Here is a 24929-nt window from a genome sequence, read left to right as displayed (position 1 = left end):
TGTCGCGTCAGGCTGGCGCGAACGGCACCAGCATCGGCACTCGCCTGGCGTAGTCGTCATAGGCACTGCCCAACTCGCCGCGCAGGAAGCGTTCCTCGAGCTTTGCCTTCATGACGATGCCGATGGTCAGCAGGATGGCCCCGGCAACACCCCAGACAGTGCCTTTCGCCGCCATGGTGGCAAGGATGGCCAAAAGCAGTCCTGTGTAGATCGGATGGCGGACGAGGCCGTACGGGCCGGTGTCGACGACACGGTGCCCGACCTTGGCGGTGACAGTGCCCGACCACAAGCGGCCGAGATGCAGGCGCGCCCACCAGCAGAAGGCGAAGCCGACGGCAATCAGTGCGACGCAAATCCAGGCTTCGGCAAGGTTGGGGAACCACAGGCGAAGCCGGCCGACATAGTTATGCGCCGGAATGAAGAGCAGGATGGTGCCGATCATCAGAGCCACGCGGTAAGGCGCCTCGGCCCGGAAGCCGGCGCGCTTCTCGGCTTTGTCGGCCCAGAAGGCGGCAGCGGCCCACGACACCACCCAGATCAGCCAAAGCAGCGCGATTGCCGTCCCGGGACGCATGAGACCCTCCGCGGACTTGGTTCGAAGGCATCATCTAGCCGGCATAGCGCGGCAGCAATGCGGCGCTGTCTGGGAGTGGTTCCATTTCAGGCAGGAAGATCGTGACCCGCAACGGACCTCATTCATTGGGACAGCCAAACATCCACTGCACGCCGAAGGCGTCGACCAGCATGCCGAAGCTGGTTCCCCAATATTGCCTCGCCAGAGGGACGGTGATCCGGCCGCCCGAACTCATTCGGCCGAAAAGCTCCTGCATGGCGGCCAGGTCGTCGAACTCCAGCATCATGGCGGAGCCCTTCATCGGCTCCGCATCGTCATTATCGGAAGCGTGAAACAACACTCCCGCACCTTCGAACCGCGCGTGCAGGACCTTTCCGCGCATCGCTTCGGTTCGCACCGGCATGTCGTTGTCGCCCCAGCGCAGCAGGATCGTCCCTCGGCCAAGGCCGCACTGTTCGTAGAAGGCCAGTGCCGGCTCGCAATTGGTGGTGAAGAACAGGGAAGGGGAGAGCCGCATCGGTTAACTCCTGTTGATCGCAACGGACAGATCAGTGCGCGGCGGCGGTGGCGGCAGCGATGAGCGCCTCGCCGGAATATTGCCTGCTACCGATACCCCAGCCTCCGTCGGGTGCGTTGACGATGTTGATCCAGGTGTTTTCGGGCTGGTGCTCCGGCACGCAGAGATCGGCGACAATCGCGGCTGCAGCGATGATAAAGTCCTTGCGGGCTTCGACCGAGCCGAGACCGATGTTCGGCAGCTTCAACTCGACCATGACGACAGGCCGATTGACGCCGCCGGCGTAGATGCGATGGAGCGGCAGCACATGGACCGTGCCGCCGACGATCGCGGTGAAGAACGGATTGCCGGTGGCGCCCGAGGCTTCGATGAGGGCGCCGCTGAGACGCGGCAGGATCTCGCGCTCACCCGTCGGGGTCAGTATGCCTTCCGGCGCGGTCACGGTTATCGGCATTTGGCTCTCCATTTTGCTGGTTTCCATGGCTTTCCGACTGACATGTCTTCCGGCTTGCCATGTTTCGTATCGATTGGTACGTTATATCGAAAAGACGAGTCAATGGGTTTCGTATCGATCGCTATGAATACTTCGGAAAAGCCCCGTGGCGGCCGGCCGCGCGCATTCGATCCCGACCGGGCACTGGATGCGGCGATGCATCTGTTCTGGGAGCATGGCTATGAGGCGACGTCGCTGGCCATGCTGCGCGAGGCGATGGGACTGACGCCGCCGCAAATCTACAACGCCTTCACCGACAAGGAGACCTTGTTCCGCAAGGCGCTGACGCGCTACCACGAAACCGAGATTGGGTTTGCGCTGGAAGCGCTGAGCGCGCCGGTATCGACGCGGGAAGCGATCCGGCGGTTGCTGCTCGGCGCGGCGGAGGCGTATTCCAGGCCCGGCAAGCCTGGTGGCTGTCTGTTCGTCAGCGGCGCGTTGGCAGCCTCGCCACAGGCGCAAGCCATTGCCGATGAACTCAGAACCTATCGCAAGGCGAGTGAAGCGGCGATTGCAGATCGCCTGGCCAGGGGCAGGGCGGTGGGCGACCTGCCGGCGGACCTGTCGGTCGAGGGGTTCGCCAAATACCTGGCTGGCGTCATGAACGGCATGTCGATCCAGGCGCGGGATGGGGCTTCGGTCGAAGAGTTGCGCGTTTTGGCCCAAACCGCTCTTGCGGCCTTGCCGGCCGAAGGGCAAAACCAAGCGGCGTTATCCAAGGAATGAAGCCATGCTGAATCTCTTCCCCGAGGCTGAAAAGCCGGCCGAAATCATCCCCGCGCGAAAGCTTGTCGCCAAGACGGCAGCACTTTACGTGGCGCCATCGGATCATTTTCAGACGCGCCCGGTGGATGAATTGCGGCTGGGTTTCGACGGTATAGCGGGCGATTTCCATGCCGGGCAAACGCGGCGTTCGGGCGGGCGCGAACCCTGGTATCCGCGCGGCACAGAAATGCGCAACGAACGGCAATTGTCCATCGTGGCGGCGGATGAACTTGCCATCGTCGCCGAACGGATGGGCCTGGCCGAGATCAAGCCGGAATGGATTGGCGCCAATCTGGTGATCGAAGGCGTGCCGAACCTCTCCATGCTGTCGTCCGGTACGCTGCTGTTCTTCAAGGGCGGCGTGACGATCAAGGTCGACGCGCAGAACGGCCCCTGCCGTATCGCCGGCCGATCGATAGCCGAAAATACCGGAATGGCCGACATTGAAGCCGGCGCGTTGTTGTTCCCGAAGATGGCGAAGCGGCTGCGTGGCGTCGTCGCCTGGGTCGAGAAGCCGGGAACGATCAGCGTTGGCGAAGAGATTTCGGTGCGCGTGCCGGAGCAGTGGATCTATTCGGCATAGCTATGCGGCAACCAAAGGACAGGGGCTACGCCGCCGGGGCGGCGTAGCCCAGGCCCACTAGGCGTTAGCTTTGCGGTTCTTCCTGGCGCCTTGCGCCATAACGGAAACCTCATCCCACTTTTCCCAGGTGGCGATGCGGTTGGCGTATTCCTGTTTGATCATCGGCAGGCCGCCATCGCCCAAGAACACCCTGAGCGGCGGCTCGGCGGAGTCGACAATGGCCAGCATGGCCGGCCCGGTGGCCTCGGGATCGCCGGCGACCGAATTGGCGCGGCGCTCGGCCATCTTGGCGCGGGCGGGCGCGTAGGCCTCGATCGGTTGGGAGACCTTGGCCGACGGGCCGGCCCAGTCGGTGGAGAAACCGCCGGGTTCGACCAGCGTCACATGGATGCCGAATTCCGCGACCTCGATGCTCAGCGACTGGCTGAAGGCTTCCAGCGCCCATTTCGAGGCGTGGTAGAGGCCGAGCGAGGCAAAGGCATTGACGCCGCCGATCGACGAGATCTGGATGATGTGGCCGGACCGCTGCGCCCGCATGATCGGCAGTGCGGCCTGGGTGACCCACAGGGCGCCGAAGACATTGGTTTCGATCTGGTCGCGGGCTTCCTGTTCGCTGACCTCCTCGATGGCGCCGAAATGGCCGTAGCCGGCATTGTTGATGACGACGTCGAGCCGGCCGAAGCGCTTGTGCGCCTCGGCGACAGCGGCATCGACGGCTTTCTTGTCGGTGACGTCGAGCTTTATCGCGGCAATCTTGTCGCCGTATGTCTCGACGAGATCGGCGAGCGTGCCGGCATCGCGGGCGGTCGCCGCGACGCGGTCGCCACGGGCGAGCGCGGCCTCGGCCCAGACGCGGCCAAAGCCTTTCGACGATCCGGTGATGAACCAAACCTTGTTTGTCATGATGTAGAGTCCTTGCCCCTGCGGGCGTGATTTCGGATAAAAGCGGAGGCATCTCCGCTTTCGCCCATATACGGTCTATCGCGTGATTTTCCAGAGGAGAGGAAAATCTTTTTGAACAAAACGCCCGGTCGATCAGGGATAATTCACCTGAGACGACCATGCCGGGTCGTCGTGCTTCTCCCAGTAAAGTGCCATCAGCCGGGTGGTGATCGCGCCGATCTTGCCGTCCGCGACCCGGGCGCCGTCGATCTCCGTCACCGGCATGATGCCGCCGGCGGTAGAGGTGATGAAAACCTCGTCGGCGTCACGCAGCGCGGCGACGCTGACGTCGGCCGGGGCGGCAACAAGACCTTCCTCAGCGCAGAGATCGAAGACGGTGCGCCTTGTGATGCCGGGCAGAACGCCTGTGGCCGGGGTCGACAGTTTGCCGTCCTTGACGCGGAAGACGTTGAAGCCCGGACCTTCGGCGACATTGCCGTTGAAGTCGAGGATCAACGCGGTCTCGGCGCCGCGGTCGTAGGCGTCGTAGAGACCGCGCACCAGATCGAGCCAGTGGTAGTTCTTGATCGCCGGGTCGATCGAGGCCGGCGGGATGCGCACCTTGTCGCTGATGGCGACACGCAGGCCGCGCCGCAACTGCTCGGCATTGGCGACCGAGCCGAACGGCACCGCGAACGCCATGAAGCGGTTGACCGCCTGGCGCGGATCGCGGCTGAAGGTGGGAGAGGCGCCGCGCGTGCACAGCATTTCGACATAGGCGGCGCGATGGCCGGACAGCGCCACGCAATTGTGCAGGATTTCGGTCACGCCTTCGCGGTCGAAGGGGATCGTCATGCGCAGCTTTTCCAGCCCGCCGAAGAAGCGGTCGAGATGCAAATCGAGGCGGAAGAAGCGACCGTTCCAAACATGCACGGTGTCGTAGGTGGCGTCGGAATGCAGAAAACCCCAGTCCAGCACCGAGATCTTGGCTTGCGACATCGGCAGGTATTGGCCGTCGAGGAAAGCGACGCCCTCGGGGTAGGAATGCGGGTCGATGTGGCGAACGCCAACCACGGGCAGTTGCTTCTCGTCCATCGTCTGCCTCATTGGAGCCCCCTGTCGCGCAAGGCGAGGTCAGCAGGCTAGCGGTGCTGGCCAGAAGGCATAGAGCCACCCGCTCGGCGCTGTTCGGCCTCCGTGATGATCTGAACGATACATTGGATTGGAATTGCCCTACCATTCCGGTTCCGAACAGGAGGGGAAGATGGACAAGGTTGGGGTCGTCATGGCAGCCATGATGATGTTCGCTGCCGCGGGCGAAGCCAGCGCCCAGTGCGCGCGGGAGGGTGAAGAACTGTGCCAGGGCGGCCAGACCTATCGCTGCGAAAAAACCGGCAGCGAATTGACGCCGATCTTCCAGAATGTGCCTTGCGCGGTGCCGTCGCTGAGCGGCACCTGGGTAGGCAGCGGCCACCAGAGCCCGGCCGGCGATGCCGGGGCCGACTGGTCGATCTCCATGACGATCGAGGATGGCGGCGCGTCGATCGACTATCCGTCGCTCGGCTGCGGCGGATCCCTATCCCAGACGTCCAGGGACGATACGTCGGCGGAATACCACGAGAGCATCACCTACGGTCAGGACAAATGCATCGACGGCGGCGACATCACCGTCAGGTTCTTCAAGGGAAATCTGTCCTGGACGTGGGTTGGCCAGGCGGACGGCCAGCCCTACAATGCCGTCGCCGTCCTGAAGCGGCAGTAGCGGCCGTTCATTCCTCGTCGTCGGCGTCGAGCAGGCGTGTCGCGCGCCAGCGCGTGAGCACGATGTTGGTCTGCTCGATGACGAAGAAACGCGCCGAGTCGCGATCGTACCCTTCGGCCAGAAGTTTCTCGTAGTCGGTGTGCATGTGGCGGATATGGGCAATCGTCGCCAGCCATACAGCGATGCCCGGCGGCAAGGTTTTCATGTGGACCGCGCCGGCGTCTGTGCGGATCTTCTCCATGTCGGCATAGGGCGCCAGCGGCAGCAGTGCCGTCAGCGCCTTGGCGATGGCGCGGCGTCGGCCGGTAGGCGCCGTCATCGCCGCACCCGATTGGCCTCGTCGCGCCCTTCGATGGTCGCCTCCGATATGGCGTCGGTCGAGGCAAAATAAGGCTTGATGTCGATGACCGGCGTGCCGTCGAGCACGTCGATGGCGTCGAGATCGATGCGGCCGGTGTTTTGGTCGAGTGCGACGAGCCTGGCCATATGCAGCCCGATGGGGTTCGGGCGGGCAGGGGAGCGCAGCGAAAACACGCCTCTCGCTTCAGCCGCATGGCGCGGTTTCTGCACAATCAGATCACGCGGCGCGTGATGCAGCCAAGAGAGGATGATGACGTGGCTGGCGCGCTCCAGTCCTTGCAGGCCATCGCGATAAAGCGCGTCGATGGTCAGCACCGCGGGCTGTCCGGTTTCGCGCGCGGCACGCATGTTCTTCGGGCAGGACTCCCGCGTTATCCATGGCGAGGCGATGCGGCCGATGAAGACGATGCCGCCATCCGGCGGCATCGATGCCGGATCGTTTTCCAGCCTACGCTCGCCTTCGCGTTCCTCGAACATCTCACGCGATCCGGTCATTCTGCTCATCTTTTTGTTGGTGCATGTCGCTATCTCAAAACCGCGACACACTTTTAAGCGACATGCATCGAGAATCACGCAAGCGCCATTTTCTTGTCCGGAAGCGACATAGCGCTTGCAAGGTTTTCAAAATCGACATAAACATATGTTTATATCTTTTCAAAGAGAATACGCTGATGCATGTCTCGCTCGACACCATGGTGGATACATTGAAGGCGGCCGCCGAATCCAGCCGTCTGCGTATACTGGCACTGTTGTCGCGCGGCGACCTCACCGTTTCCGACCTTACCGAAATTCTCGGCCAGTCGCAGCCGCGCGTTTCGCGGCACCTGAAGCTCTTGCTGGAAGCCGGGCTGATCGGCCGCTACCAGGAAGGGTCTTGGGCCTTCTTCCGCCTGTCGGATGCGGATTCCGCGCGGGACTTCGTCATGGGGCTGGTTTCCGGCATTCGCGGTGCCGATCCGCAGGTCGTGCGCGATCTAGAGCGGCTGGCCTCGGTCAAGCGCAAGCGGCAGGACCGGGCGGTCGAGTATTTTTCCGTGAATGCGGCGAGTTGGGACCATATCCGCTCGCTGCATGTGCCGGACCGCGCCGTCGAAGCCGCAATGCTGAAGCTGGTCGGCAAGCGGCCGTTCCAGTCCATGCTGGATCTCGGAACCGGCACCGGGCGGCTGCTCGAAATCTTCTCGCCGCTCTACCGGCGCGGTGTCGGCATCGACATGTCGCGCGAGATGCTGACCGTGGCGCGCGCCAATCTCGACAAGGCCGGCGTTTCGAATGCGCAGGTGCGGCAGGGCGACATCTTCGCGCCGCCGGTCGAGCGCGATGCCTTCGATCTCGTCACCATCCATCAGGTGCTGCACTATCTCGACGATCCCGCCCGCGCCATCCATGAGGCGGCGCGGCTTTTGCGCCCGGCCGGGCGCCTGGTCATCGTCGACTTCGCGCCGCACACGCTGGAATTCCTGCGCGACGAGCACGCGCATATGCGGCTCGGCTTTTCCGACCGGCAGATCGCCGACTGGTTCGAGGAAGCCGGCCTCGATCTCGAAGATAGCCAGGAATTCGAGCCGCGCGGCGGTAACGAGGCCAGGCTCACGGTGAAACTCTGGCTCGGCCGCGACCGGCGCCTGCTGATCGCCGATCCTTCCAACGACAGCAAGCAGATAAGGGAAATCGCCTGATGAACCAGTTCCGCTTTTCCCGCCGCCCCGACATCGGCGACAAGGTCAGGGTTTCCTTCGAATTCTTCCCGCCGAAGACCGACGACATGGAGGCCAAGCTTTGGGACACAGTCAAAAGGCTGGAGCCGCTGAAGCCGAAATTCGTCTCGGTCACCTACGGCGCTGGCGGCTCGACACGTGAGCGCACCGCGCGCACCGTGAAGCGCATCCTGACGGAGACCGATATTCCTGCCGCGGCGCATCTGACCTGCGTCGGTGCAACGCGCGAAGAGGTCGACGCGGTCATCCAGGATTACAAGTCAATCGGCATCAACCGGTTCGTGGCGCTGCGCGGCGACCCGGCCTCCGGCGTCGGCGAACCCTATCGCCCGCACCCCGGTGGCTACGAGAATGGCGCGGAGCTGGTCGCCGGGCTTAAGTCGATCGCGGATTTCGACATCTCCGTCGCGGCTTACCCGGAGAAGCATCCGCAGAGCCCCGATTTCGCCACCGACATCGAGATGCTGAAACGCAAGGTCGACAATGGCGCGACGCGCGCCATCACTCAGTTCTTCTTCGACAATGATCTCTACGAGCGCTATGTCGAGCGCGTCCGCCGCGCCGGCATCTACATCCCCATCGTGCCGGGCATCCAGCCGGTTCACAGTTTCAAGCAAGTCGCGAACTTTTCCGCGAGGGCGGGCGCGCATGTGCCCGGCTGGCTGGCGGAACGGTTCGAGGGCCTTGACCGAGACCCGCAGACGCATGCGCTTGTGGCGTCGGCGGTGGCCGCCGAGCAGGTCATGGATCTGGTCGAGCGCGGTGTCGGCGATTTCCACTTCTACACGATGAACCGGGCCGATCTGGTCTTTGCCATCTGCCATATGATCGGCATCCGCTCGCATGAGGCGGCGGCCGCTGGATCAGCCGCCGCATGAGCCAGGCTCAACAACAAAAGGCCGGGAAAAACCCGGCCTTTTGAATTGGTTGGACTATTTTTTGGGTGCTGGTCTTCCCCGCTTTGGCGGTCAGGGAAGGAAGCCCATAATGAGCGCTCCGATAAAGGCGAACGCAGCACAGATCATCAATGCGTTGATAGGCCTCGTAAGTCCCATGACATAGCCTCCTCTTAAAGAGCTATGCCTAGGAGTCTAGGTTCATTTGTGCCACAGGCAAGCGGAAAATATGCTGCATTGCGACGTGATTGTGAAATTTGCGACCCGCCTTTTGCCGTTAGGCATTGAAACTCCTAGGCAAAAACCGGCTTCGGGCCTGTGAATAAATTATGGCGGTGATGTGTCTCTGTCGTGTCATGGCAGCGCTACCCCCGCGAAAGCCGAATTCGACTTTCGCGATGCGGCGCGTCCAGTTGGACGCACGGCTAACGTCTTCCGAACAGTCGCCCGTCGATGGTGATGAGGCCAAGGGCGATCAGCACCACGCCGCCGATTTCGAACAGTTCGAGCCGCTCGCCAAGGAACAGGAAGCCGAGCAGCATGGCGCTGGCCGGCACGATGAGCGTGACCAGCGAAGCGTTGGTGGCGCCGGCCGAAGCGACGATGTTGAAATAGAGGATGTAGGCGAAGGCGGTGGACAAAAGCGCCAGCGCCAGCACCGCGGCCCAGACCGGCGGCGAGGCCAGGAACAGGCCTGATGGACCATAGGTGAAGAGCACGATCGGGATCATGATGATGGTCGAGGCGGTCAATTGTCCGGTGGCGATGACCGGCGATGGCACGCCCTTGAAGCGACGAGCGACCATCAGGGCGATGCCATAGGACAGCGAAGCGCCGATCAGCGCGAATTTGGCCCAGACCGGGCCGCCGAGTCCTGCAAGCAGCCCGGGGCCGATCATGACAGCCGTGCCGGCGATGCCGAGCGCAATGCCGGCGAGCTTGTTCCAGGAGAGCTTTTCGTCCGATGTCAGCGCATTGGCGAGGATCAATGTCCAGAACGGCGTCGTCGCGTTGAGCACCGAGGCGATGCCGGCGCCAAGCTCCGTCTGGCCGGCGAAGATCAGCGAGAAGGGCACGACGTTGTTGGTGAGTGCCAGCAGGAAGAACAGGCCGGCATGCGGAAGCGCGAGGCGGAAGGAGGGGCCACGCAGGCCGAGATAGATATGCAGCGCGACCGCCGCGATGGCGACGCGAAACAGCACCAGCACCAGCGGATGGAGTTCCGCCACCGCGATGCGGGCAAAGAAGAACGAGCCGCCCCAGATCGCACCGAGCAGCAGGAGCTGCCCCCAGTCCTTGAGCACCATCGGCCCGCGTGATGCAGTCGCCCCGGCTATCGCCATGTGAATCGTTCTCCCCCAGACGGCCTGAATGCCAGTCGGTCAGGCGAAACGCATATCGGGTCGGGCCACAAGGGCCACCCGAAACCTGATTGATGTCGAGCCTTCATGCCAAGACCTAGCGCCGCTGCGTCAGGGCCGCGAGACACAGAATTGTTTTCATTAGCCGCTAGCTTGGATTAATTGTGCGCAGGCTAGGTCAAGGATTCGTCGATGCAGCGATTCGAAAATGCCCGCGAGGCGGCACTGGCGCTTCGTCCGGACGATCCGGTCTATTGCTTCCGCCCGCGGGTGTTGATGGCCGATGCCAAACAGTTCATGGGCATGTTCCCCGGCAAGACCGCCTATGCGGTCAAGACCAACGGCGAGCAGATCGTGCTGAAGACCCTGGTGGAGGCCGGCGTCAAGGCTTTCGACGTGGCTTCGCCGGGGGAGTTCGCCGCCGTGCGCGCGGTGTCCGCCGATGCCGAGATGCTCTACATGCACCCGGTCAAGGCGCAGTCGGACATCAAGCTGGCGCTGGAGAAGTACGGCATTCGCGTCATTTCGCTCGACCATGAGGACGAGATCACCAAGCTGACCCGCGTGGTGCGGGCGCTCGACGTCGATCCGGGCTCGATCAGCGTCTTCGTGCGGGTGCAGACCAAGGGGCTTGCCGCCTACGAACTGTCGAAGAAGTTCGGCGCCGGGCCGGCCTATGCCGTCGAACTCGCCGAGCGGCTGAACCGCACCGGCTACAAGGTTGGTCTGTGTTTCCATGTCGGCAGCCAGATCGAGGATCCCGACACCTATGAGCGGGCGCTAGCGTCGGCCGACTGGGTGCGCAACCGGCTGACCTTCGATATTGCCGGGCTCGATGTCGGCGGCGGCTTTCCCGCCGAATACGGCCATGACCCGAACCGCAAGCAGATCGAGATGCCGTCGCTCGGCCAGATCATGTCGCGACTGTCGGGCGATCTCAAGGAGTACCAATTCGATCAGATGCCATTGGTGGCCGAGCCGGGCAGGGTGATCGTGGCGCGCTGCCTGTCGCTGATCGTGCGCGTGCTGCTGCGCAAGGGCAAACGGCTCTACATCAATGACGGCATCTGGGCATCGCTGTCGGACTCATGGACCGGCAAGATCACGCTGCCGGCGCGTTTCATCCCCGACCCGGCGATCCGCTCGCGCAATGGCGAGGAAAAGAACATCGTGCCGTTCAAGGTGTGCGGGGCGACCTGCGATTCCGTCGACATCCTGTCGCGGCCCTTCTGGCTGCCGGAGACGGTCGACACCGGCGACTGGATCGAGATCGGCCATATCGGCGCCTATTCGCTGTCGCTGAGGACCCGCTTCAACGGCTTTTACCCAGACACCTTCGTCGAGGTGACGACGCCCTTCGACGAGGGCGACGTGCCGCAGGGGTTCGCGAGTCTGGAGACGATGGCGGATTAGGGAATAGGGAATAGGGAATAGGGAATAGGGAATAGGGGCGGCAGTCACTGCTTTCGGAGTAATTTTCTACTGCCTACTGCCTACTGCCTACAATTTCCCCAGCAGATCCGGCGTCGGCCAGCCATCCACGGGCAGGCCAAGCCGCATCTGCTCCTTGCGGATCGCTTCGCGGGTGTTGGTGCCGAGAATGCCGTCGACGGTGCCGACGTCGTAGCCCCTGGCTTCGAGCTTTGTCTGCAAGGCCTTCATCTGCTCGTTGTCGAGACCAGTTTCGGGATGGCGCGGGTCGAATTGCTTTGCCCCGCCCAGCCGTGCGGCGAGATTTGCCGCGGTCAGCGCATAGGTGAAGGACTGGTTCCACTCGAGATAGACGTCGAAATTGTCATAGGCGAGGAAGGCCGGGCCCTTGCGGCCCATGGGCAGCGCCAGGCCGGCCTTGAGGCCGTTGTCGATGAGCGGCGTACCGTCGGGGTTGGTGACGCCCCATTGGGCCCATTGCGATAGCGGCAGCTTGTTGGTGCGGCCGGTCTGGTCCCACGGCATGTCTTCGGGCACGCGGACTTCCTGGATCCAGGGTTCGTCGCGTTTCCAGCCCCGCGACAGCACCTTGTTGGCGGTGGTCATGATCACGTCCGGCACGCTGCCGCGCAGGTCCACCTTGCCATCGCCATCGCCGTCGACGCCGCGCGCCAGATAGTCGGAAGGCAGGATCTGCGTTTGGCCGATCTCGCCGGCCCAGGCACCCCTTACGTCGGCCGGCACCACGCCGCGATCGATCAATTGCAGAAGCGGTATCAACTGAGGCCGGAACAGTTGCGGGCGGCGGCAATCATGGGAAAGCGTCACCAGGGCGCTCAGCGTGTGGAAATCGCCCTGCACGGCGCCGAAATCGGTCTCCAGCGCCCAGAAGGCGGCGATGATCGGCGCCTGGACGCCGAACTGCTGATCGGCGCGGGCGAAGACATCGGCGTATTTCGTCAGGTTCGCCGCACCTTGCTTCAGCCGGTAGGCCGAGATCATGCGGTTGGAGAATTCGATGAAGGTCTGGGTGAAGACGCCCTGGGCGCGGTCGCGTGCCAGAACCTTCTCGTCTATGGTGGCGTCCTCCAGTGCGTCGAGACCGACGGGGCCGACGCCAGCCGCCTTGGCTTCCACTGCCACGCCCTGCTTCCAGGCTTCGAAGTCGCCGCCGCATTCCTGCGCCATCGCCGGCAAGGCCGTGGCGCACAGGATCAGCGCAGCGAGGGCTCGAGAACGCAGTCGCATCAGCTTCCTTTCGAAACGAATGGGGGCATTTTGTCGTGCTTCGCCGGGAAGCCCAACGCCCTGAATTACCGGCGGTTGCACTCTTTACCGCAGGCAGTGTCGAAAGCAGGCGGCAGCCCCGGTGTCAACGGTTCTTCTGCCCTAGCCTCTTGTTGCAGCCGACTTCGCTGCCGTTGAACCCGGTGTCAACGGTTCTTCTGCCCTAGCCTCTTGTTGCAGCCGACTTCGCTGCCGTTGAACCCGGTGTCAACGGGTGTTTTGCCGCAGCCACTTGTTCCAGGCGGCTTCGCTGCCGTTGAAGACGTTGATGTCGGACTTGCCGGTCATGCCCGGAACGATGCCGGTTCCGGTGTACTGCCAGAAGGTGAAAGGGTGACTGCCATACTTTTCGCGCGGATGGCCGGCGACGGAGCGCAGCCAATAGGGATAGCCGCGGAAGCCCGACAGCTCGTTGTCCTCGAAGAAGTCGACCGAGGTGTAGATGATCGGCTTCTTGCCGTAGTGCCGTTCGACGATTTCGAGGAAGGTGCTCATCTCCGCGCGCACGGTGGCCGCGTCGGGACGCAGCCTGCAGGTCGGCGATTGCGGGTTCCATTCCATGTCGAGAACCGGCGGCATTGCCGAGCGATCGACGGGGACGTTGCGGATGAACCAGCGCGCCTGCACGGCAGCCGGGGTGCAGAAATAGTAGAAGTGATAGGCGGCTCGCGGAATCCCGTTGGCCTTCGTGCGCGCCCAATGCTCATTGAAATACTCGTCGAAACGGTCACCGCCTTCGGTCGCCTTGATGAAGGCGAAGGAGATGCCGCCGGCCCTTGCTGCCGGCCAGTCGACCGAGGTCTGGTATTTGGAGACATCGGTGCCGTGGATCGCGTAGCTCCACGGCGCGCCGCTTTCCCATTCATGCGGCTTGGAATCGGCAAAGCGCGGCGCGCGCACGGCGACCGCCAGGCTGTTCGACGCGGACGGCGACAGCGGCGAGAGGTCGTCAATGGTCGAACAGGCGCCAAGCAGCGTCAGTATGAAAAAGACCGCAAGACGGCGCATCGCAACTCCCGAGCCGGATTCAGCCGGTCGCTGATGGGTCTTGTTGCGGGTGGCCCCCTCGACTGGCCTCTCCGAGCGATCGCCCCACAGCATCGCCCCAACCTATCCTGTGATCGCCGATCATGGTTGATAATCCGTTGACGGCGCTCGACAAGCACCATGATTTGCGAAAGCAATGGCGGCAAATCGATGACAACAGTCGGGCAGGGCCTTGGAGGAAAAGAAAAGAAATGCGGATCGTTGTCAAGATCGTCAAAGGGCTGCTTGGCCTGATCGTGCTGGCGATCGCAGCGCTTTTTGCCTGGCTTTATATCGCGCCGCCGGAATTGATCCGCGTCGGCTCTGGCTACTCGGCCAAGATCGTCTGTTCGAACGTCTTCATCGCCGGTCGTGACGCCAATGAGGTGCTAGCCGTCGATGTGCAGGCGCCAGGGCACCCGCTGCTGCGGCTGATGCGGGTCTCGGTGGACAAGAACAGGGGAACGGTCTCCGCGGGCTTGCTTGGTTTCCTCGGCAAGAGCGTCGCCGTCGCCCGTGATGGGCTGGGCTGCGCTTCGGTCCCCGACGGCGACGTCGGCAAGGTTCGGCGGACGGCAATCCATGCGGAGCCCTCGGCGGTCAGCCAGGATGCGCTGTGGCCGGAAGGTGAGCGGATCGAGGCATCACAGGACCCGCTGATTGCTGAGTTGCTGGACGATGCGGCACTGACCGGCCCTGGGATGCGTGCGGTGGTGGTGGTCAAGAACGGTCGTGTCATCGCCGAGCGCTATGGCGACGGCTTTTCCGCCAAGACGCCGCTGCTCGGATGGTCGATGACCAAGACGGTGAACGCCGCCATCGTCGGCACGCTGGTCAAGGACGGCAAGATGACCTTTACCGACAAGGGACTGTTCGGGCCGTGGAAGGCGGACGGCCGCAGTGCCATCAGCCTTGCCGACATGATGGCGATGTCGAGCGGGCTGGAGTTCAATGAGGATTATGGCGACGTCGCCGACGTCACGCGCATGCTCTATCTCGAGCCTGACATGGCGGGCTTTGCCGAATCAAAGCCGCTGGCGGCCGAGGTCGGCAAATTGTTTTCCTATTCGAGCGGCACGGCGGTGATGCTGTCGCGCCTCTGGCAGGAAGCGATCGGCGACAAGGCCAAGGCGCTGACCTGGCCTCGCACGGCGCTGTTCGAGCCGCTCGGCATGCACAGCGCGGTGCTCGAGACCGACGAGCAGGGCACCTTCGTCGGCTCGTCCTATCTCTACGCAACCGCGCATGACTGGGCGCGCTTCGGTCAGTTCCTGCTGCAAAGCGGGGTGTGGAACGGCAACCAAATCCTGCCTGCCGGCTTCGTCGACTGGATGCGGGAGCCGGCATCGGCGTCGAAAGTCTACGGCAAGGGCCAGGTGTGGATCGAGGCCCCGGGCGATGAGGAAAACCCCGGCGCCGGCGTTGCCGCCGGACTGCCCAAGGACACCTATTGGATGGAAGGTCATGACGGGCAGACGGTCGCCATCATTCCCTCGGAGCAACTGGTGGTCGTGCGGCTGGGGCTGACGCCGGCCAAGCTCGGCTACCGGCCGCAGACGATGGTGGGCGCGCTGGTGAAGGCGCTGCATTAGAACTAGCGCACCGCAACTCTTGCTATGCAGCTGTCGCCAAAGGCTTGGCGCGATCAACCCGCGCCCGCTCGTCGGGTGAGTTCATGACCTGCCAAAGATCGCTGCGGCGCTGGACGTTCAACCAGAAGTCCGGGCTGTTGCCGAATACCCGCGCCAGAATGAGCGCGGTGGCGGCCGTCATGTTGCGGCGGTCGTTGCACAATTCGTTCACATGCTTGCGCTGGACCCCCATCGCCTCGGCCAAAGCCGCCTGCGTCAGGCCAAGCGGCTGCATGAATTCTTCCGTGAGAATTTCGCCAACCGTTACTGGCTTGCGTGCGGTCATCAACATGTCTCACCTCACCTACGGCTGTGGTCGTCGAGATAGATGTCCGGCGGCCGCCGTCCCAGCGGAAGACCAGCCGCCATTGCTTGTTGACGCGTATTGAATGGAAGCCTTCGAGATTGCCGCGCAGCTTCTCGAAATGGTTGCTGGGCGGCACACGCAAATCCTGATCGATCATCGCGTCGTCAATCATCTGGAGCTTGCGGAACAAACGGCTTTCGAGATCGGACGGAATGTTGCGAGAGTGGGTGTCTTCCACGAAGAAGGCCCGCAGCCATTCATCCCTAAAACCGACGATCATCACATGTTTCCATGCATGTGAGATAATGTACCGTTCTCGGGGTCATCTGGCAATGTAGATCCGACTGATCGCGGCTGCCTCGCCCTTGCATGCGCTTGCCACGGCAATATTCAGATGGCGATCTTGATAACCGCCAGCCAGGCATAACCGCGATAAAGCGTGCGGAAACGGAAGCTTGCGCTGGTTCGCCGAGATTCCGAATCCAGGATCTCGCGCAGCGATTCACGCGGCGCGACGTGGAATTTTTTGAGCCAGCCGCGCAGCAAGGCCCGGAACCAGGGTGGCAGGCCTTCCTGCTGGCCGAAATCGACAATGTGCAGCGAACCGGTCGGTGACAGCGCGGCAAGTGCCGCCGATACCGTCTTTTCCCAGCCGGGGATCATCGACAGCGAGTAGGACACGAAGATGCGGTCGAACCGTTCGATGCCGAAGAGTGCCTTCGCATCGAAGTCGGTGGCGTCGCCCCTTGCCAGCAGGACGCGGCCGGACAGGCCATCGCGCGTCATTGCGGCGCGCGCCGTCTCCAGCATTTCGGCAGAGATATCGAGGCCGAAGAAGCGCGCGTCGGGATAGCGGCGCGCGGCCTGGATGATGTTGCGGCCGGTGCCGCAGCCGAGTTCAAGCACGGTGCCGCCGGCCGGCACATCAAGCTCCGCGATCAGCCGGTCGCGGCCGAGCAGGTAGTATTTGCGGGTCAGGTCGTAGATGTGGCGCTGCCAGCGGTAGACGCCGTCCATCAATTCGGCATGGTTTGCCTTAAATTCGGGGCTGGCCGGCAGCTCGCTCGTGCTCATGCCGCGCGCTTCACATAGAGGTGGAAGCCGCCATAGATGGCCGAGCGGTCGCGGGCCGAGAATTCCCGCGACGCCTCGTCCTGATAGGCCCACTGGTCAAGCAGCGAACTGGAGACCCGGCCGGGCAGCAGGCTGGGCTCGGCGGCGGTGCGGAAGATGACGCGGGCGCCGGCCGACGCGGTGCGCGTGATTTCCGCCCACAGTGCGTTAAGCTGTTCATCGGTCATCCAGTCCTGCGCATCGAGCAGGATGAATCGGTCGACCGCGCCCGCATCCTTGCCGGCGAGGAATTCGATCAAATTGGCATGGTGGATGGCGACGCGGTCGACATTGCCGCGGATGGCCTCGTAGTTCTGCTTTTCGAGATAGGCGGGCAGGGCGGCCTCGCCGGGGTTCGGATAGCGCCGGGCGAAGGCCTGCCAGGCGAAGTAGTTGTTCCGCAGCGGAAAATCGCAAGCGAGCTTTTCCAGCCGGGCTTTCAGCACGCTGGCCATCGTGCCGTCGCCCGAGGTGATCAGCGAATCGTACTGCGCCGGCGGAATGCCGAGGCCGAACAGCGAGGCCTTGCGCGACGTCGCCCATTTCAAGAGCTTCCTGTCGAAGACCGGCGCCAACTCCTCATGGAAGAAGCGACGCTGCTCGCCGATATCGCGAGCCTGCATGATACCCGCTGGGTCGACGCCGAAGAACTTTGCCGTGCGATGGCCCATGGCGATGAACAGGCCAAGCAGGCCGGTCTGGTAGAAATTGCCGTCGAAGACGGCGATGCGCCTGATGCCGCGCCAGTTGCGGCGCTCCCAGTAGTGTCGGCTGACCGGGTCGAGATGCGGCGCGATGAAACGGTCGTAGGCTTGCGAGTTGTGGCTGGTGTCGGCGGCGCCGAAGAAGCGGAACAGATCGCCCTGCGAAGGCAAATGACGCACCGCCTCCAGCTTCATGCGGTTCAGCGCGATGTGGGCGGTGTTGAGGTCGACGGCATCGACCCGTGCCGGTGAGCGGGTGAGGTAGGCCAGGATGTTGCAGCCGCCCGAGGCGATGGTGACGACCCGGTGACCCTGGTCAAGCTGCATCGCCTCCATATCGACGTCGGGGTCTTCCCAGATCTGCGGATAGACGAGGCCGGAAAACAGGAAGGCGAACAACCGCTCCGAAATGCCTGCCTTCGACAGCGGACGGTTCTGGTAGACGGCCTTTCCAACTTCCTTGCCGCGGCGAAAAACCAGATCTGCGGAGACGTCCGTCATGGAAGATGATTCCCCATTTGCTTTGCCGCAAGCGGGTAACCCAGGGTGATGACAGGCCGGTGACAGCCTGTTGATGCCTGCTTACGGCTTGCCAAATCCGCCCGGCGTCGGCGTCGTCAGGATGACGGCTTCACCCGGCTGAAGCACGGTCTGGTCGCAGGCCTTGAGGACTTCAATGGTTCCGTCCTTGCGGCGGACCTTGGTCGAGCCGACCTCGCCGTCGCCGCCTCCGTCCAGGCCTTGCGGCGGACGGTTGCGGTGCGACGACAGGATCGCGCATTCCATCTTTTCGAGGAAGCGGATGGTGCGCTTGGTGCCGTCGCCAGCGTTCCATTTGCCCTTGCCGCCGGAACCTTCCCGAATGTGGAAATCCTCGAGCAGCACGGGAAAGCGCAGCTCCAGCACTTCGGGATCGGTGAGGCGCGAATTGGTCATGTGGGTGTGGACCCCGGAGGTGCCGGCAAAGCCGCGGCCGGAGTTCATCTGGCCGGCCGGCGAGCCGGAGCAGATCGTCTCGTAATATTGGTACGTCTTGTTGCCGAAGGTCAGGTTGTTCATCGTGCCTTGCGCGTTGGCCATGGCGCCCATGGCGCCGAACAGCGCGTTGGTGACGTGCTGCGAGGTCTCGACATTGCCAGCGACGACGGCGGCGGGGTAGGCGGGTTTCAGCATGCAGCCATCGGGAATGATGATGTTGATTGGCCGCAGACACCCGGCATTCATCGGGATCATGTCCTCGACCATGACGCGGAAGGCATAGAGCACGGCCGCGCGGGCGACCGGCTCGGGCGCGTTGAAATTGTTCTTCATGACCGGCGACGTGCCGGTGAAGTCCACGGTCGCCTCGCGCTTTTTCCGGTCGACCGTGATCTTGACCTTGATGATCTGTCCGGTGTCGGTCGGGTATTCGTACTGCGAACTGTCTGGCAGCCGCTCCAGCACGCGGCGCACACTTTCGGCGGCATTGTCCTGGACATGGCCCATATAGGCCTCCACGACATCGAGGCCGAAATGCGCGACCATCTTGCGCAGTTCGGCGACACCCTTCTCGTTGGCGGCAATCTGCGCCTTGAGGTCGGCGATGTTCTGGTGCGGATTGCGGGCCGGGTAAGGATGGTCGGTGAGCAGCGTCTCCAGCTCCCTCTCGCGGAAGCGGCCACGATCGACGATGCGGAAATTGTCGAACAGCACGCCTTCCTCGTCGACGGTGGTGGCAAGCGGCGTCATCGAACCGGGTGCCGTGCCGCCGATGTCCGCATGATGGCCGCGCGAGGCGGCCCAGAAGAGGATTTCCTCCCCCCTTGATGGGGAGGTGGCGGCGAAGGCGGCGGAGGGGGTCGGTGCGGCAGTGCTCGACGTTCTGGCAGTGCCTTCTGAGAGGACCCCACCCGGCCGCTGCGCGGCCACCCTCCCCTCGAGGGGGAGGGAAAACACCGGCGTCACGACAGTGATGTCGGGCAGGTGCGTGCCGCCATTGTAGGGCGCGTTGAGGGCAAAGACGTCGCCGGGGTGGATGTCGCCGGAATTCAGCCGGATGATGGTTTCGACCGAACGGTCCATCGATCCGAGATGCACCGGCATGTGCGGCGCATTGGCGACCAGCGCACCGGTGCGGTCGAAGACGGCGCAGGAGAAATCCAGCCTTTCCTTGATGTTGACGGAGTAGGCGGTGTTCTGCAGCGTCACGCCCATCTGTTCGGCGATCGACATGAACAGGTTGTTGAAGACCTCCAGCATGACCGGGTCGGCTTCGGTGCCGAGCGCTGCCTGCCGGCGCTTTTTCTCGACGCGGCGCAGGAGCACATGGTTCCTGGGGGTGATTTCAGCGTGCCAGCCCGGCTCGATGACGATCGTCTGGTTCGGTTCGATGATCAAGGCAGGACCTGCAACCGTATTTCCCGGCCTCAGCGCCTCGCGGCGGAAGATGCCTGAAGCACGCCACTCACCCTCGGTGAAGATTTCGCGGGTCTGCGAAGGGCTTACGGCAAGGTTTTCGGTTTGCGATTCACTCTCGTCGCGGCCAGTGCCGCCGGTATCGGTGCCTTCGACGCCGACGATCTCGACGATCATCGGCTTGTCGTCATAGACGAAACCGAACTGCGCCTTGTGGGCGATTTCGAAATCGCGCTTGGCCTGGAAAATCGAGTCTTCCCCGAAATTCACCGGCAGTGTCGTGTCGGTGCCGTCATAACGAATATGCAGCACGGGCTTCGCGGCAACCGTATCCTCGGCGATGCCTTGTGCCGCGAGTTCGGCGATGACGGCTTTTTTCAAGGTGGCAATGAGGTTGCCGATCTCCGTTCTGGACTCTTCGGCAAGCGGCTTCAGCAGCGCCTGCTGGCGCGAGGCAAAAACCGAGGACAGGCCAATGCCGTAGGCCGACAGCAGGCCGGAGAAGGGGTGGATCAGCACCGCCTCCATGCCGAGCGCGTCAGCGACCAGGCAAGCGTGCTGGCCGCCTGCGCCACCGAAGCAGTTCAGGAGATATTCGGTGACGTCGTAGCCGCGCTGGACGGAAATCTTCTTGATGGCGTTAGCCATGTTCTCAACGGCAATGGTGACGAACCCTTCGGCGACCGCCTCGGGCGTACGGCCATCGCCGATTTCGGCGGCCAGCATGGCGAATTTTGCCTGCACCGTCTCGACATCGAGCGGCTGGTCCTGGCCGGGTCCGAAGATGGCCGGGAAGAAATCGGGCTGCAGCTTGCCCAGCATGACATTGGCGTCGGTGACGGCGAGCGGGCCGCCGCGCCGGTAGGCGGCCGGGCCGGGATTGGCGCCAGCCGAGTCAGGTCCGGCACGGAAGCGGCCGGCCTCGTAATGCAGGATCGAGCCGCCACCGGCGGCGACGGTGTGGATGCGCATCATCGGCGCGCGGATGCGCACTCCGGCGACCTCGGTGTCGAAGGCGCGCTCATACTCGCCGTCATAATGGGCGACGTCGGTGGAGGTGCCGCCCATGTCGAAGCCGATGACCTTGCCGAAACCGGCGAGCCTGGCTGTCTCGACCATGCCGACGACGCCGCCGGCCGGGCCCGAGAGCAGCGCGTCCTTGCCCTGGAACATGTCGGCGGCGGTCAGCCCGCCGGACGACATCATGAACATGAGGCGGGGGGATTGGCTGATCTCCCCCCTTGTGGGGGAGATGCCCGGCAGGGCAGAGGGGGGCGTGACAGAACGAGGCGTCGGCGGGACAGCGCCCCCCTCTGTCGGCTTCGCCGACATCTCCCCCACAAGGGGGGAGATTGGCGCCGCGCCCAACTCTCCCGCCACCCTCCGTACATATCTCGACAGGATCGGCGACAGATAGGCGTCGACCACCGTGGTGTCACCGCGGCCGACCAGCTTGATCAGCGGCGAGACCTCATGGCTGACCGAGACCTGGGCGAAACCAAGTTTGCGGCAGACTTTTGCCACCGCCTTCTCGTGGTCGGGATATTTCCAGGCATGCATGAAGACAATAGCCACGGCATCGATGCCATCGGCTTTCGCCTGTTCGATCGCCGGCCGGCAGGCGCCGATGTCGAGCAATTGTTCGACGCGGCCATCGGCGCGCACACGCTCGTTGACCTCGATGGCGCGCTCGTAGAGCTGTTCGGGAAGGATGATCTCCTTGGCGAAGATGTCCGGGCGCGCCTGATAGGCGATCTTCAGCGCATCGCGAAAACCCTTGGTGATGAGCAAAAGCACGCGGTCGCCCTTGCGCTCCAGCAGCGCATTGGTGGCGACCGTGGTGCCCATCTTGATGTCGCCGATCAGACCGGGCGGAATCGCGTCGCCGGAGGACAGGCCGAGAAGGTCGCGAATGCCCTGGATGGCGGCATCGGTATAGGCCTCGGGATTTTCGGAGAGAAGCTTGCGGGGATGCAGGCCGCCTTGCGGGTCGCGGCCGATGACATCGGTGAACGTGCCGCCGCGGTCGATCCAGAAATCCCATTTTTCAGTCATGACAGCCCTGGCACTTTTCTGCTCGATCCGTGGTTCAGCACATTCTGTTAGTTCGCCATCGCCCGGCCGGCAATCGCAAATGGACCAGACGATGTTACATGCGGAAACGCAACGTTACGAAACTCATGGCCATCTGATGCATTTCCCCTTCGACCGTTCACGGCAACGTGAGCGTGTGTTGAAGGAGAGATTAAGATGAAAAAGCTCATTCTTGCGTCCGTTTCCGCGTTGGCCTTGCTTGGCGTCGCCGCCTGCAGTGACAGCGGCACGGATAATACCACCACCCAGAGCACCAACCCACCGGCCGAACAGCCGATGAAGCCGGCCACGCCGGAAGCAACGCCGCCGGCCGCAACGCCTCCGGCTACCGACAATTCGACCACGAAGAGCATCACACCCGAGAAGCCTGCCGAGCCGGCTCCGGCAACACCAGCTCCTGCGCCCGCGCAGTAGTCAGTAACGCAGTACTTCGTGTGATGAATGAGAAAGGCCGACTCACGTCGGCCTTTTTCATACTGTCCGAGCGCCGGGGCGACATCGCGCGTCAGCGCCGGACCGATTTGTCGTGCAAAGCCTGCGGCACTGTCCCGGCTTGATAGCAGGGGGCGGTGGCACTAAGAAGCAGGCCATGTCGATTTGGGATCGCCTCGGCGAATTCATCACTCGTGTTTCATCTTCAGCCTCGTCGGGTGTCGCCGACGTCGTCGAGGCCGTGCGCACGGTTTTCTCAGGCGATGCGGATCTGCGCCGGCGTGTCGCCTTCTCGGTGGCGATGATCGCGCTGTCGGCCAAGATGGCCAAGGCCGATGGCATCGTCACCCAGGACGAGGTGCGCGCCTTCCAGCAAATCTTCGACGTGCCGCCGAAGGAGACGCGCAATGTGGCGCGGCTGTTCCATCTCGCCCAGCGCGACGTGGCCGGTTTCGAGACCTATGCCGAGCGGATGGCGCAGATGTGCGGCTCGGGGCATTCCAACTGCGCGATGCTGGAAGACATACTCGACGGCTTGTTCCACATCGCCAAGGCCGACGGGCTGGTGCATGAGCGCGAAGGCCTGTTCCTGCATCGCATCGCCGAGATTTTCCGCATCGACGAGGCACATTACGAAAGCATCATGGCGCGGCACGTCAATCTGGGCGCCGGGGATCCCTATGTCGTGCTCGGCATCGAACGCGGTAAGCCGTTCGAAGAGGTCAGGAAGCGCTATCGAAAGCTGGTTTCCGACAATCATCCGGACCGGCTGATCGCGCGCGGCCTGCCGCAGGAATTCATCAAGATCGCGACCACCAGGGTGGCGGCGATCAATGCCGCTTATGAGATGATCGAGCGGGGCCTTCGCCACGCATGAGCGGTTTCCTGCCCGACGAGCCACGTGCCGAGGTCAGGGTATCGCCGAATTTCGGTCCGCGGCGCGAGCCACTCAAGCCTGAAATGATCGTGCTGCACTACACCGGCATGGCGACCGGCATCGGGGCCGAGGCGTGGCTGTGCGACCCGGCCAGCGAGGTGTCGTCGCATTATCTCGTCCACGAGAATGGCCACATCGTGCAAATGGTCAGGGAGAGCGACCGCGCCTGGCACGCCGGCAAGAGTTCGTGGTTCGGACGCGCCGACATCAATTCCTGTTCGGTCGGCATCGAGATCGTCAATCCGGGACATTCGCTGGGCTATCCCGGTTTTCCCAAGCGGCAGATCGACGCGGTGATCGGGCTGTGCAGGGGGATCGCCGGGCGGCATTCGATTGCCGCCGGGCGGGTGCTCGCGCATTCCGACGTGGCGCCGGGACGCAAAATTGATCCGGGCGAGAAGTTCCCCTGGCGGACGCTGTTCGAGGCCGGTGTCGGCCATCTGGTGGCGGCCGCACCCATCCGTCGAGGAGCCGTGCTCAGGCTCGGCGATACCGGCGGTGATGTCGAGGCGTTGCAGTCGATGTTGGCGCTCTACGGCTATGGCGTCGAGATATCGGGCATTTTCGACCTTCAGACGGAGGTCGTCGTCGAGGCGTTTCAGAGGCATTTCCGGCCGCGTAGAGTGGACGGCATTGCCGATGGCTCGACACTGCGGACGCTGCAAAACCTGCTTGCTTCCGTGAGGCGCTGACCTCCGGCAAGCCGCTCCCAAGCAACCCCTACCAATCTTTAAATTACAAGCTGTCACTCAAAGTGACTTGCCTGGCCTTGTTTGACACCAATTCGAGCGTCAAACGGCTGACGTGCAAGTTGTCGGACCCCCAAACCCCCGGATGTTCCGATATTGATTAAGCGATGCTGCGTGAACATCTTCACGCGGTTCAGACAGAACAGGATCACATGCAGAAATCGACCGTTTTAACGGCAGCTCTTGCTGCCGGCGTAATGACCTTTGCCTTCAGCGCGGCGCATGCCGCGCCATTCAGCCCGCGGGCCGATCAAGGGTTTGCCTCGGTACCCGCAAAAAGCGGCAAGACCACCCTGGCCAAAAGCGACAAGGCAAGCCACGACGCCAAGGCAACGAAGCGGGTTTCCGCCAAAGTGGAAAAAGCAAGCTGGTCCAAGCCCAAGAAGTCCACCGCCAAAAGGACGAAGCGCGGCCGCAAGACCGTCGACATGACGACAACGGCGTCGGTTGGTGTGAGGAAGGCGGCGGCATCGACGGCCGCGGTGGCCAGCAGCGGCCAGTATTCCGCAATCGTTGCCCGCTATGCGGCGATCGAAGGCGTGCCGGTGTCGCTCGCCACGGCGGTCATCAAGATCGAAAGCAACTACCGGCCCAACATCGTCGGCAGCGCCGGCGAGATCGGCCTGATGCAGATCAAGCCGGCAACAGCGCGGATGATGGGCTATAGCGGTTCCGCCAAGGGCCTGTTCGATCCCGATACCAACATCAAATACGGCATGAAATACCTCGCCATGGCGCGGAATCTCGGCGGTGGCACGACCTGTGGTACGATTCTGAAATACAACGCCGGGCACGCCGCAACGCGAATGAACCCGGTGTCGGCCGCCTATTGCGGCAAGGTCAAGGTGCAGATGGCCGCGCTTGGATCGCCCGCATAAGTCTGCTTTTTCGTTTGCGTTTTCGGACGTGAACC

General features: G+C 63.1%; 25 protein-coding genes and 1 pseudogene. 11 read left to right on the top strand and 15 right to left on the bottom strand.

Annotated features, from left to right (window positions below):
- Nucleotides 1-7 precede the first annotated feature (7 nt).
- The 3 genes from NKH19_RS07615 to NKH19_RS07605 form a co-directional block, all read right to left on the bottom strand.
- Nucleotides 8-574 (bottom strand): methyltransferase family protein, encoded by a 567-nt coding sequence (locus NKH19_RS07615; RefSeq protein WP_352865410.1) that lies wholly within the window; start codon nucleotides 572-574, stop codon nucleotides 8-10.
- A 118-nt stretch (nucleotides 575-692) separates the two neighbouring features.
- Nucleotides 693-1091 carry a VOC family protein gene (locus NKH19_RS07610; protein WP_352865407.1) on the bottom strand — a complete coding sequence of 133 codons (399 nt, stop codon included), beginning with the start codon at nucleotides 1089-1091 and terminating at the stop codon, nucleotides 693-695.
- 31 nt (nucleotides 1092-1122) lie between these two features.
- Nucleotides 1123-1545 (bottom strand): hypothetical protein, encoded by a 423-nt coding sequence (locus tag NKH19_RS07605; RefSeq protein ID WP_352865405.1) that lies wholly within the window; start codon nucleotides 1543-1545, stop codon nucleotides 1123-1125.
- A 102-nt stretch (nucleotides 1546-1647) separates the two neighbouring features.
- On the opposite strand from NKH19_RS07605, the gene NKH19_RS07600 reads away from it, so the two are divergent.
- Together NKH19_RS07600 and NKH19_RS07595 are read left to right on the top strand one after the other, a co-directional pair.
- Nucleotides 1648-2310 carry a TetR/AcrR family transcriptional regulator gene (locus NKH19_RS07600; RefSeq protein ID WP_352865402.1) on the top strand — a complete coding sequence of 221 codons (663 nt, stop codon included), beginning with the start codon at nucleotides 1648-1650 and terminating at the stop codon, nucleotides 2308-2310.
- Between the two features lie 4 nt (nucleotides 2311-2314).
- On the top strand, nucleotides 2315-2932 hold the full coding sequence (locus NKH19_RS07595; RefSeq protein ID WP_352865400.1) for an MOSC domain-containing protein: 618 nt from the start codon (nucleotides 2315-2317) through the stop codon (nucleotides 2930-2932).
- Nucleotides 2933-2989: 57 nt separating this feature from the next.
- On the opposite strand, the gene NKH19_RS07590 is transcribed toward NKH19_RS07595, so the two are convergent.
- Together NKH19_RS07590 and NKH19_RS07585 are read right to left on the bottom strand one after the other, a co-directional pair.
- Nucleotides 2990-3835, bottom strand: a complete 846-nt coding sequence (locus tag NKH19_RS07590; protein ID WP_352865398.1) for an SDR family oxidoreductase — start codon at nucleotides 3833-3835, stop codon at nucleotides 2990-2992.
- 132 nt (nucleotides 3836-3967) lie between these two features.
- A complete protein-coding gene (locus NKH19_RS07585) occupies nucleotides 3968-4921 on the bottom strand; it encodes a D-amino acid aminotransferase (protein ID WP_352865395.1) in 954 nt (317 codons plus the stop codon).
- A 157-nt stretch (nucleotides 4922-5078) separates the two neighbouring features.
- On the opposite strand from NKH19_RS07585, the gene NKH19_RS07580 reads away from it, so the two are divergent.
- Entirely contained in the window at nucleotides 5079-5576 is a 498-nt protein-coding gene (locus tag NKH19_RS07580) for a hypothetical protein (protein WP_352865392.1), read from the top strand.
- A 7-nt stretch (nucleotides 5577-5583) separates the two neighbouring features.
- Here the strand turns inward: NKH19_RS07580 and NKH19_RS07575 are convergent, their stop codons facing one another.
- Nucleotides 5584-5895 carry a DUF2293 domain-containing protein gene (locus NKH19_RS07575; RefSeq protein ID WP_352865389.1) on the bottom strand — a complete coding sequence of 104 codons (312 nt, stop codon included), beginning with the start codon at nucleotides 5893-5895 and terminating at the stop codon, nucleotides 5584-5586.
- Nucleotides 5892-6431, bottom strand: a complete 540-nt coding sequence (gene tsaA, locus NKH19_RS07570; RefSeq protein WP_352865386.1) for a tRNA (N6-threonylcarbamoyladenosine(37)-N6)-methyltransferase TrmO — start codon at nucleotides 6429-6431, stop codon at nucleotides 5892-5894. Before tsaA ends, NKH19_RS07575 begins: the two co-directional genes overlap by 4 nt.
- 176 nt (nucleotides 6432-6607) lie before the next feature.
- Between tsaA and NKH19_RS07565 the strand changes: the two genes are divergently transcribed.
- A complete protein-coding gene (locus NKH19_RS07565; RefSeq protein ID WP_352865383.1) occupies nucleotides 6608-7615 on the top strand; it encodes an ArsR/SmtB family transcription factor in 1008 nt (335 codons plus the stop codon).
- Nucleotides 7615-8532, top strand: a complete 918-nt coding sequence (gene metF, locus NKH19_RS07560) for a methylenetetrahydrofolate reductase [NAD(P)H] (RefSeq protein WP_352967340.1) — start codon at nucleotides 7615-7617, stop codon at nucleotides 8530-8532. The genes NKH19_RS07565 and metF overlap by 1 nt, the downstream gene beginning before the upstream one ends.
- A gap of 443 nt (nucleotides 8533-8975) precedes the next feature.
- Here metF and NKH19_RS07555 read toward each other — a convergent pair whose 3' ends face one another.
- Complete coding sequence (locus NKH19_RS07555) at nucleotides 8976-9893, bottom strand: DMT family transporter (protein WP_352982080.1); 918 nt, start codon at nucleotides 9891-9893, stop codon at nucleotides 8976-8978.
- Nucleotides 9894-10103: 210 nt separating this feature from the next.
- Here NKH19_RS07555 and NKH19_RS07550 point away from each other — a divergent pair, with 210 nt between their 5' ends.
- Entirely contained in the window at nucleotides 10104-11324 is a 1221-nt protein-coding gene (locus NKH19_RS07550) for an alanine racemase (RefSeq protein ID WP_352865374.1), read from the top strand.
- Nucleotides 11325-11411: 87 nt separating this feature from the next.
- Here the strand turns inward: NKH19_RS07550 and NKH19_RS07545 are convergent, their stop codons facing one another.
- Both NKH19_RS07545 and NKH19_RS07540 read right to left on the bottom strand, forming a co-directional pair.
- Nucleotides 11412-12590, bottom strand: coding sequence for a lytic murein transglycosylase (locus tag NKH19_RS07545; protein WP_352865371.1), 1179 nt, complete (start codon nucleotides 12588-12590; stop codon nucleotides 11412-11414).
- Between the two features lie 246 nt (nucleotides 12591-12836).
- Entirely contained in the window at nucleotides 12837-13637 is an 801-nt protein-coding gene (locus NKH19_RS07540) for a glycoside hydrolase family 25 protein (RefSeq protein ID WP_352865368.1), read from the bottom strand.
- Nucleotides 13638-13867: 230 nt separating this feature from the next.
- Here NKH19_RS07540 and NKH19_RS07535 point away from each other — a divergent pair, with 230 nt between their 5' ends.
- Nucleotides 13868-15247 carry a serine hydrolase domain-containing protein gene (locus NKH19_RS07535; RefSeq protein ID WP_352865365.1) on the top strand — a complete coding sequence of 460 codons (1380 nt, stop codon included), beginning with the start codon at nucleotides 13868-13870 and terminating at the stop codon, nucleotides 15245-15247.
- Between the two features lie 22 nt (nucleotides 15248-15269).
- Here the strand turns inward: NKH19_RS07535 and NKH19_RS07530 are convergent, their stop codons facing one another.
- The 5 genes and pseudogenes from NKH19_RS07530 to NKH19_RS07510 all read right to left on the bottom strand — a co-directional run bounded on the left by NKH19_RS07530 (nucleotide 15270) and on the right by NKH19_RS07510 (nucleotide 21859).
- Complete coding sequence (locus tag NKH19_RS07530) at nucleotides 15270-15578, bottom strand: HigA family addiction module antitoxin (protein ID WP_352865363.1); 309 nt, start codon at nucleotides 15576-15578, stop codon at nucleotides 15270-15272.
- An 8-nt stretch (nucleotides 15579-15586) separates the two neighbouring features.
- Nucleotides 15587-15873 (bottom strand): annotated as a pseudogene (locus NKH19_RS07525) (type II toxin-antitoxin system RelE/ParE family toxin).
- Between the two features lie 110 nt (nucleotides 15874-15983).
- Nucleotides 15984-16667, bottom strand: coding sequence for a class I SAM-dependent methyltransferase (locus NKH19_RS07520; protein WP_352865361.1), 684 nt, complete (start codon nucleotides 16665-16667; stop codon nucleotides 15984-15986).
- Entirely contained in the window at nucleotides 16664-17911 is a 1248-nt protein-coding gene (locus NKH19_RS07515; protein WP_352865359.1) for a BtaA family protein, read from the bottom strand. The genes NKH19_RS07520 and NKH19_RS07515 overlap by 4 nt, the downstream gene beginning before the upstream one ends.
- A gap of 81 nt (nucleotides 17912-17992) precedes the next feature.
- Nucleotides 17993-21859: a hydantoinase B/oxoprolinase family protein gene (locus tag NKH19_RS07510; RefSeq protein ID WP_352865357.1), complete on the bottom strand. Its 3867-nt coding sequence runs from the start codon at nucleotides 21857-21859 to the stop codon at nucleotides 17993-17995.
- Between the two features lie 195 nt (nucleotides 21860-22054).
- Between NKH19_RS07510 and NKH19_RS07505 the strand changes: the two genes are divergently transcribed.
- The 4 genes from NKH19_RS07505 to NKH19_RS07490 all read left to right on the top strand — a co-directional run bounded on the left by NKH19_RS07505 (nucleotide 22055) and on the right by NKH19_RS07490 (nucleotide 24894).
- On the top strand, nucleotides 22055-22312 hold the full coding sequence (locus tag NKH19_RS07505) for a hypothetical protein (RefSeq protein ID WP_352865355.1): 258 nt from the start codon (nucleotides 22055-22057) through the stop codon (nucleotides 22310-22312).
- 175 nt (nucleotides 22313-22487) lie between these two features.
- Complete coding sequence (locus tag NKH19_RS07500) at nucleotides 22488-23207, top strand: TerB family tellurite resistance protein (protein ID WP_352865353.1); 720 nt, start codon at nucleotides 22488-22490, stop codon at nucleotides 23205-23207.
- Nucleotides 23204-23959 carry an N-acetylmuramoyl-L-alanine amidase gene (locus NKH19_RS07495; RefSeq protein ID WP_352982079.1) on the top strand — a complete coding sequence of 252 codons (756 nt, stop codon included), beginning with the start codon at nucleotides 23204-23206 and terminating at the stop codon, nucleotides 23957-23959. Before NKH19_RS07500 ends, NKH19_RS07495 begins: the two co-directional genes overlap by 4 nt.
- Before the next feature lie 209 nt (nucleotides 23960-24168).
- A complete protein-coding gene (locus NKH19_RS07490; RefSeq protein WP_352865348.1) occupies nucleotides 24169-24894 on the top strand; it encodes a lytic transglycosylase domain-containing protein in 726 nt (241 codons plus the stop codon).
- Nucleotides 24895-24929: the final 35 nt, after the last annotated feature.

Origin of the sequence: Mesorhizobium sp. M1338 (assembly GCF_040318045.1) — a bacterium.
GTDB lineage: Bacteria > Pseudomonadota > Alphaproteobacteria > Rhizobiales > Rhizobiaceae > Mesorhizobium.
The sequence above is the reverse complement of the archived record's forward strand: the minus strand, read 5'-3'. Positions and strand labels throughout refer to the sequence as shown.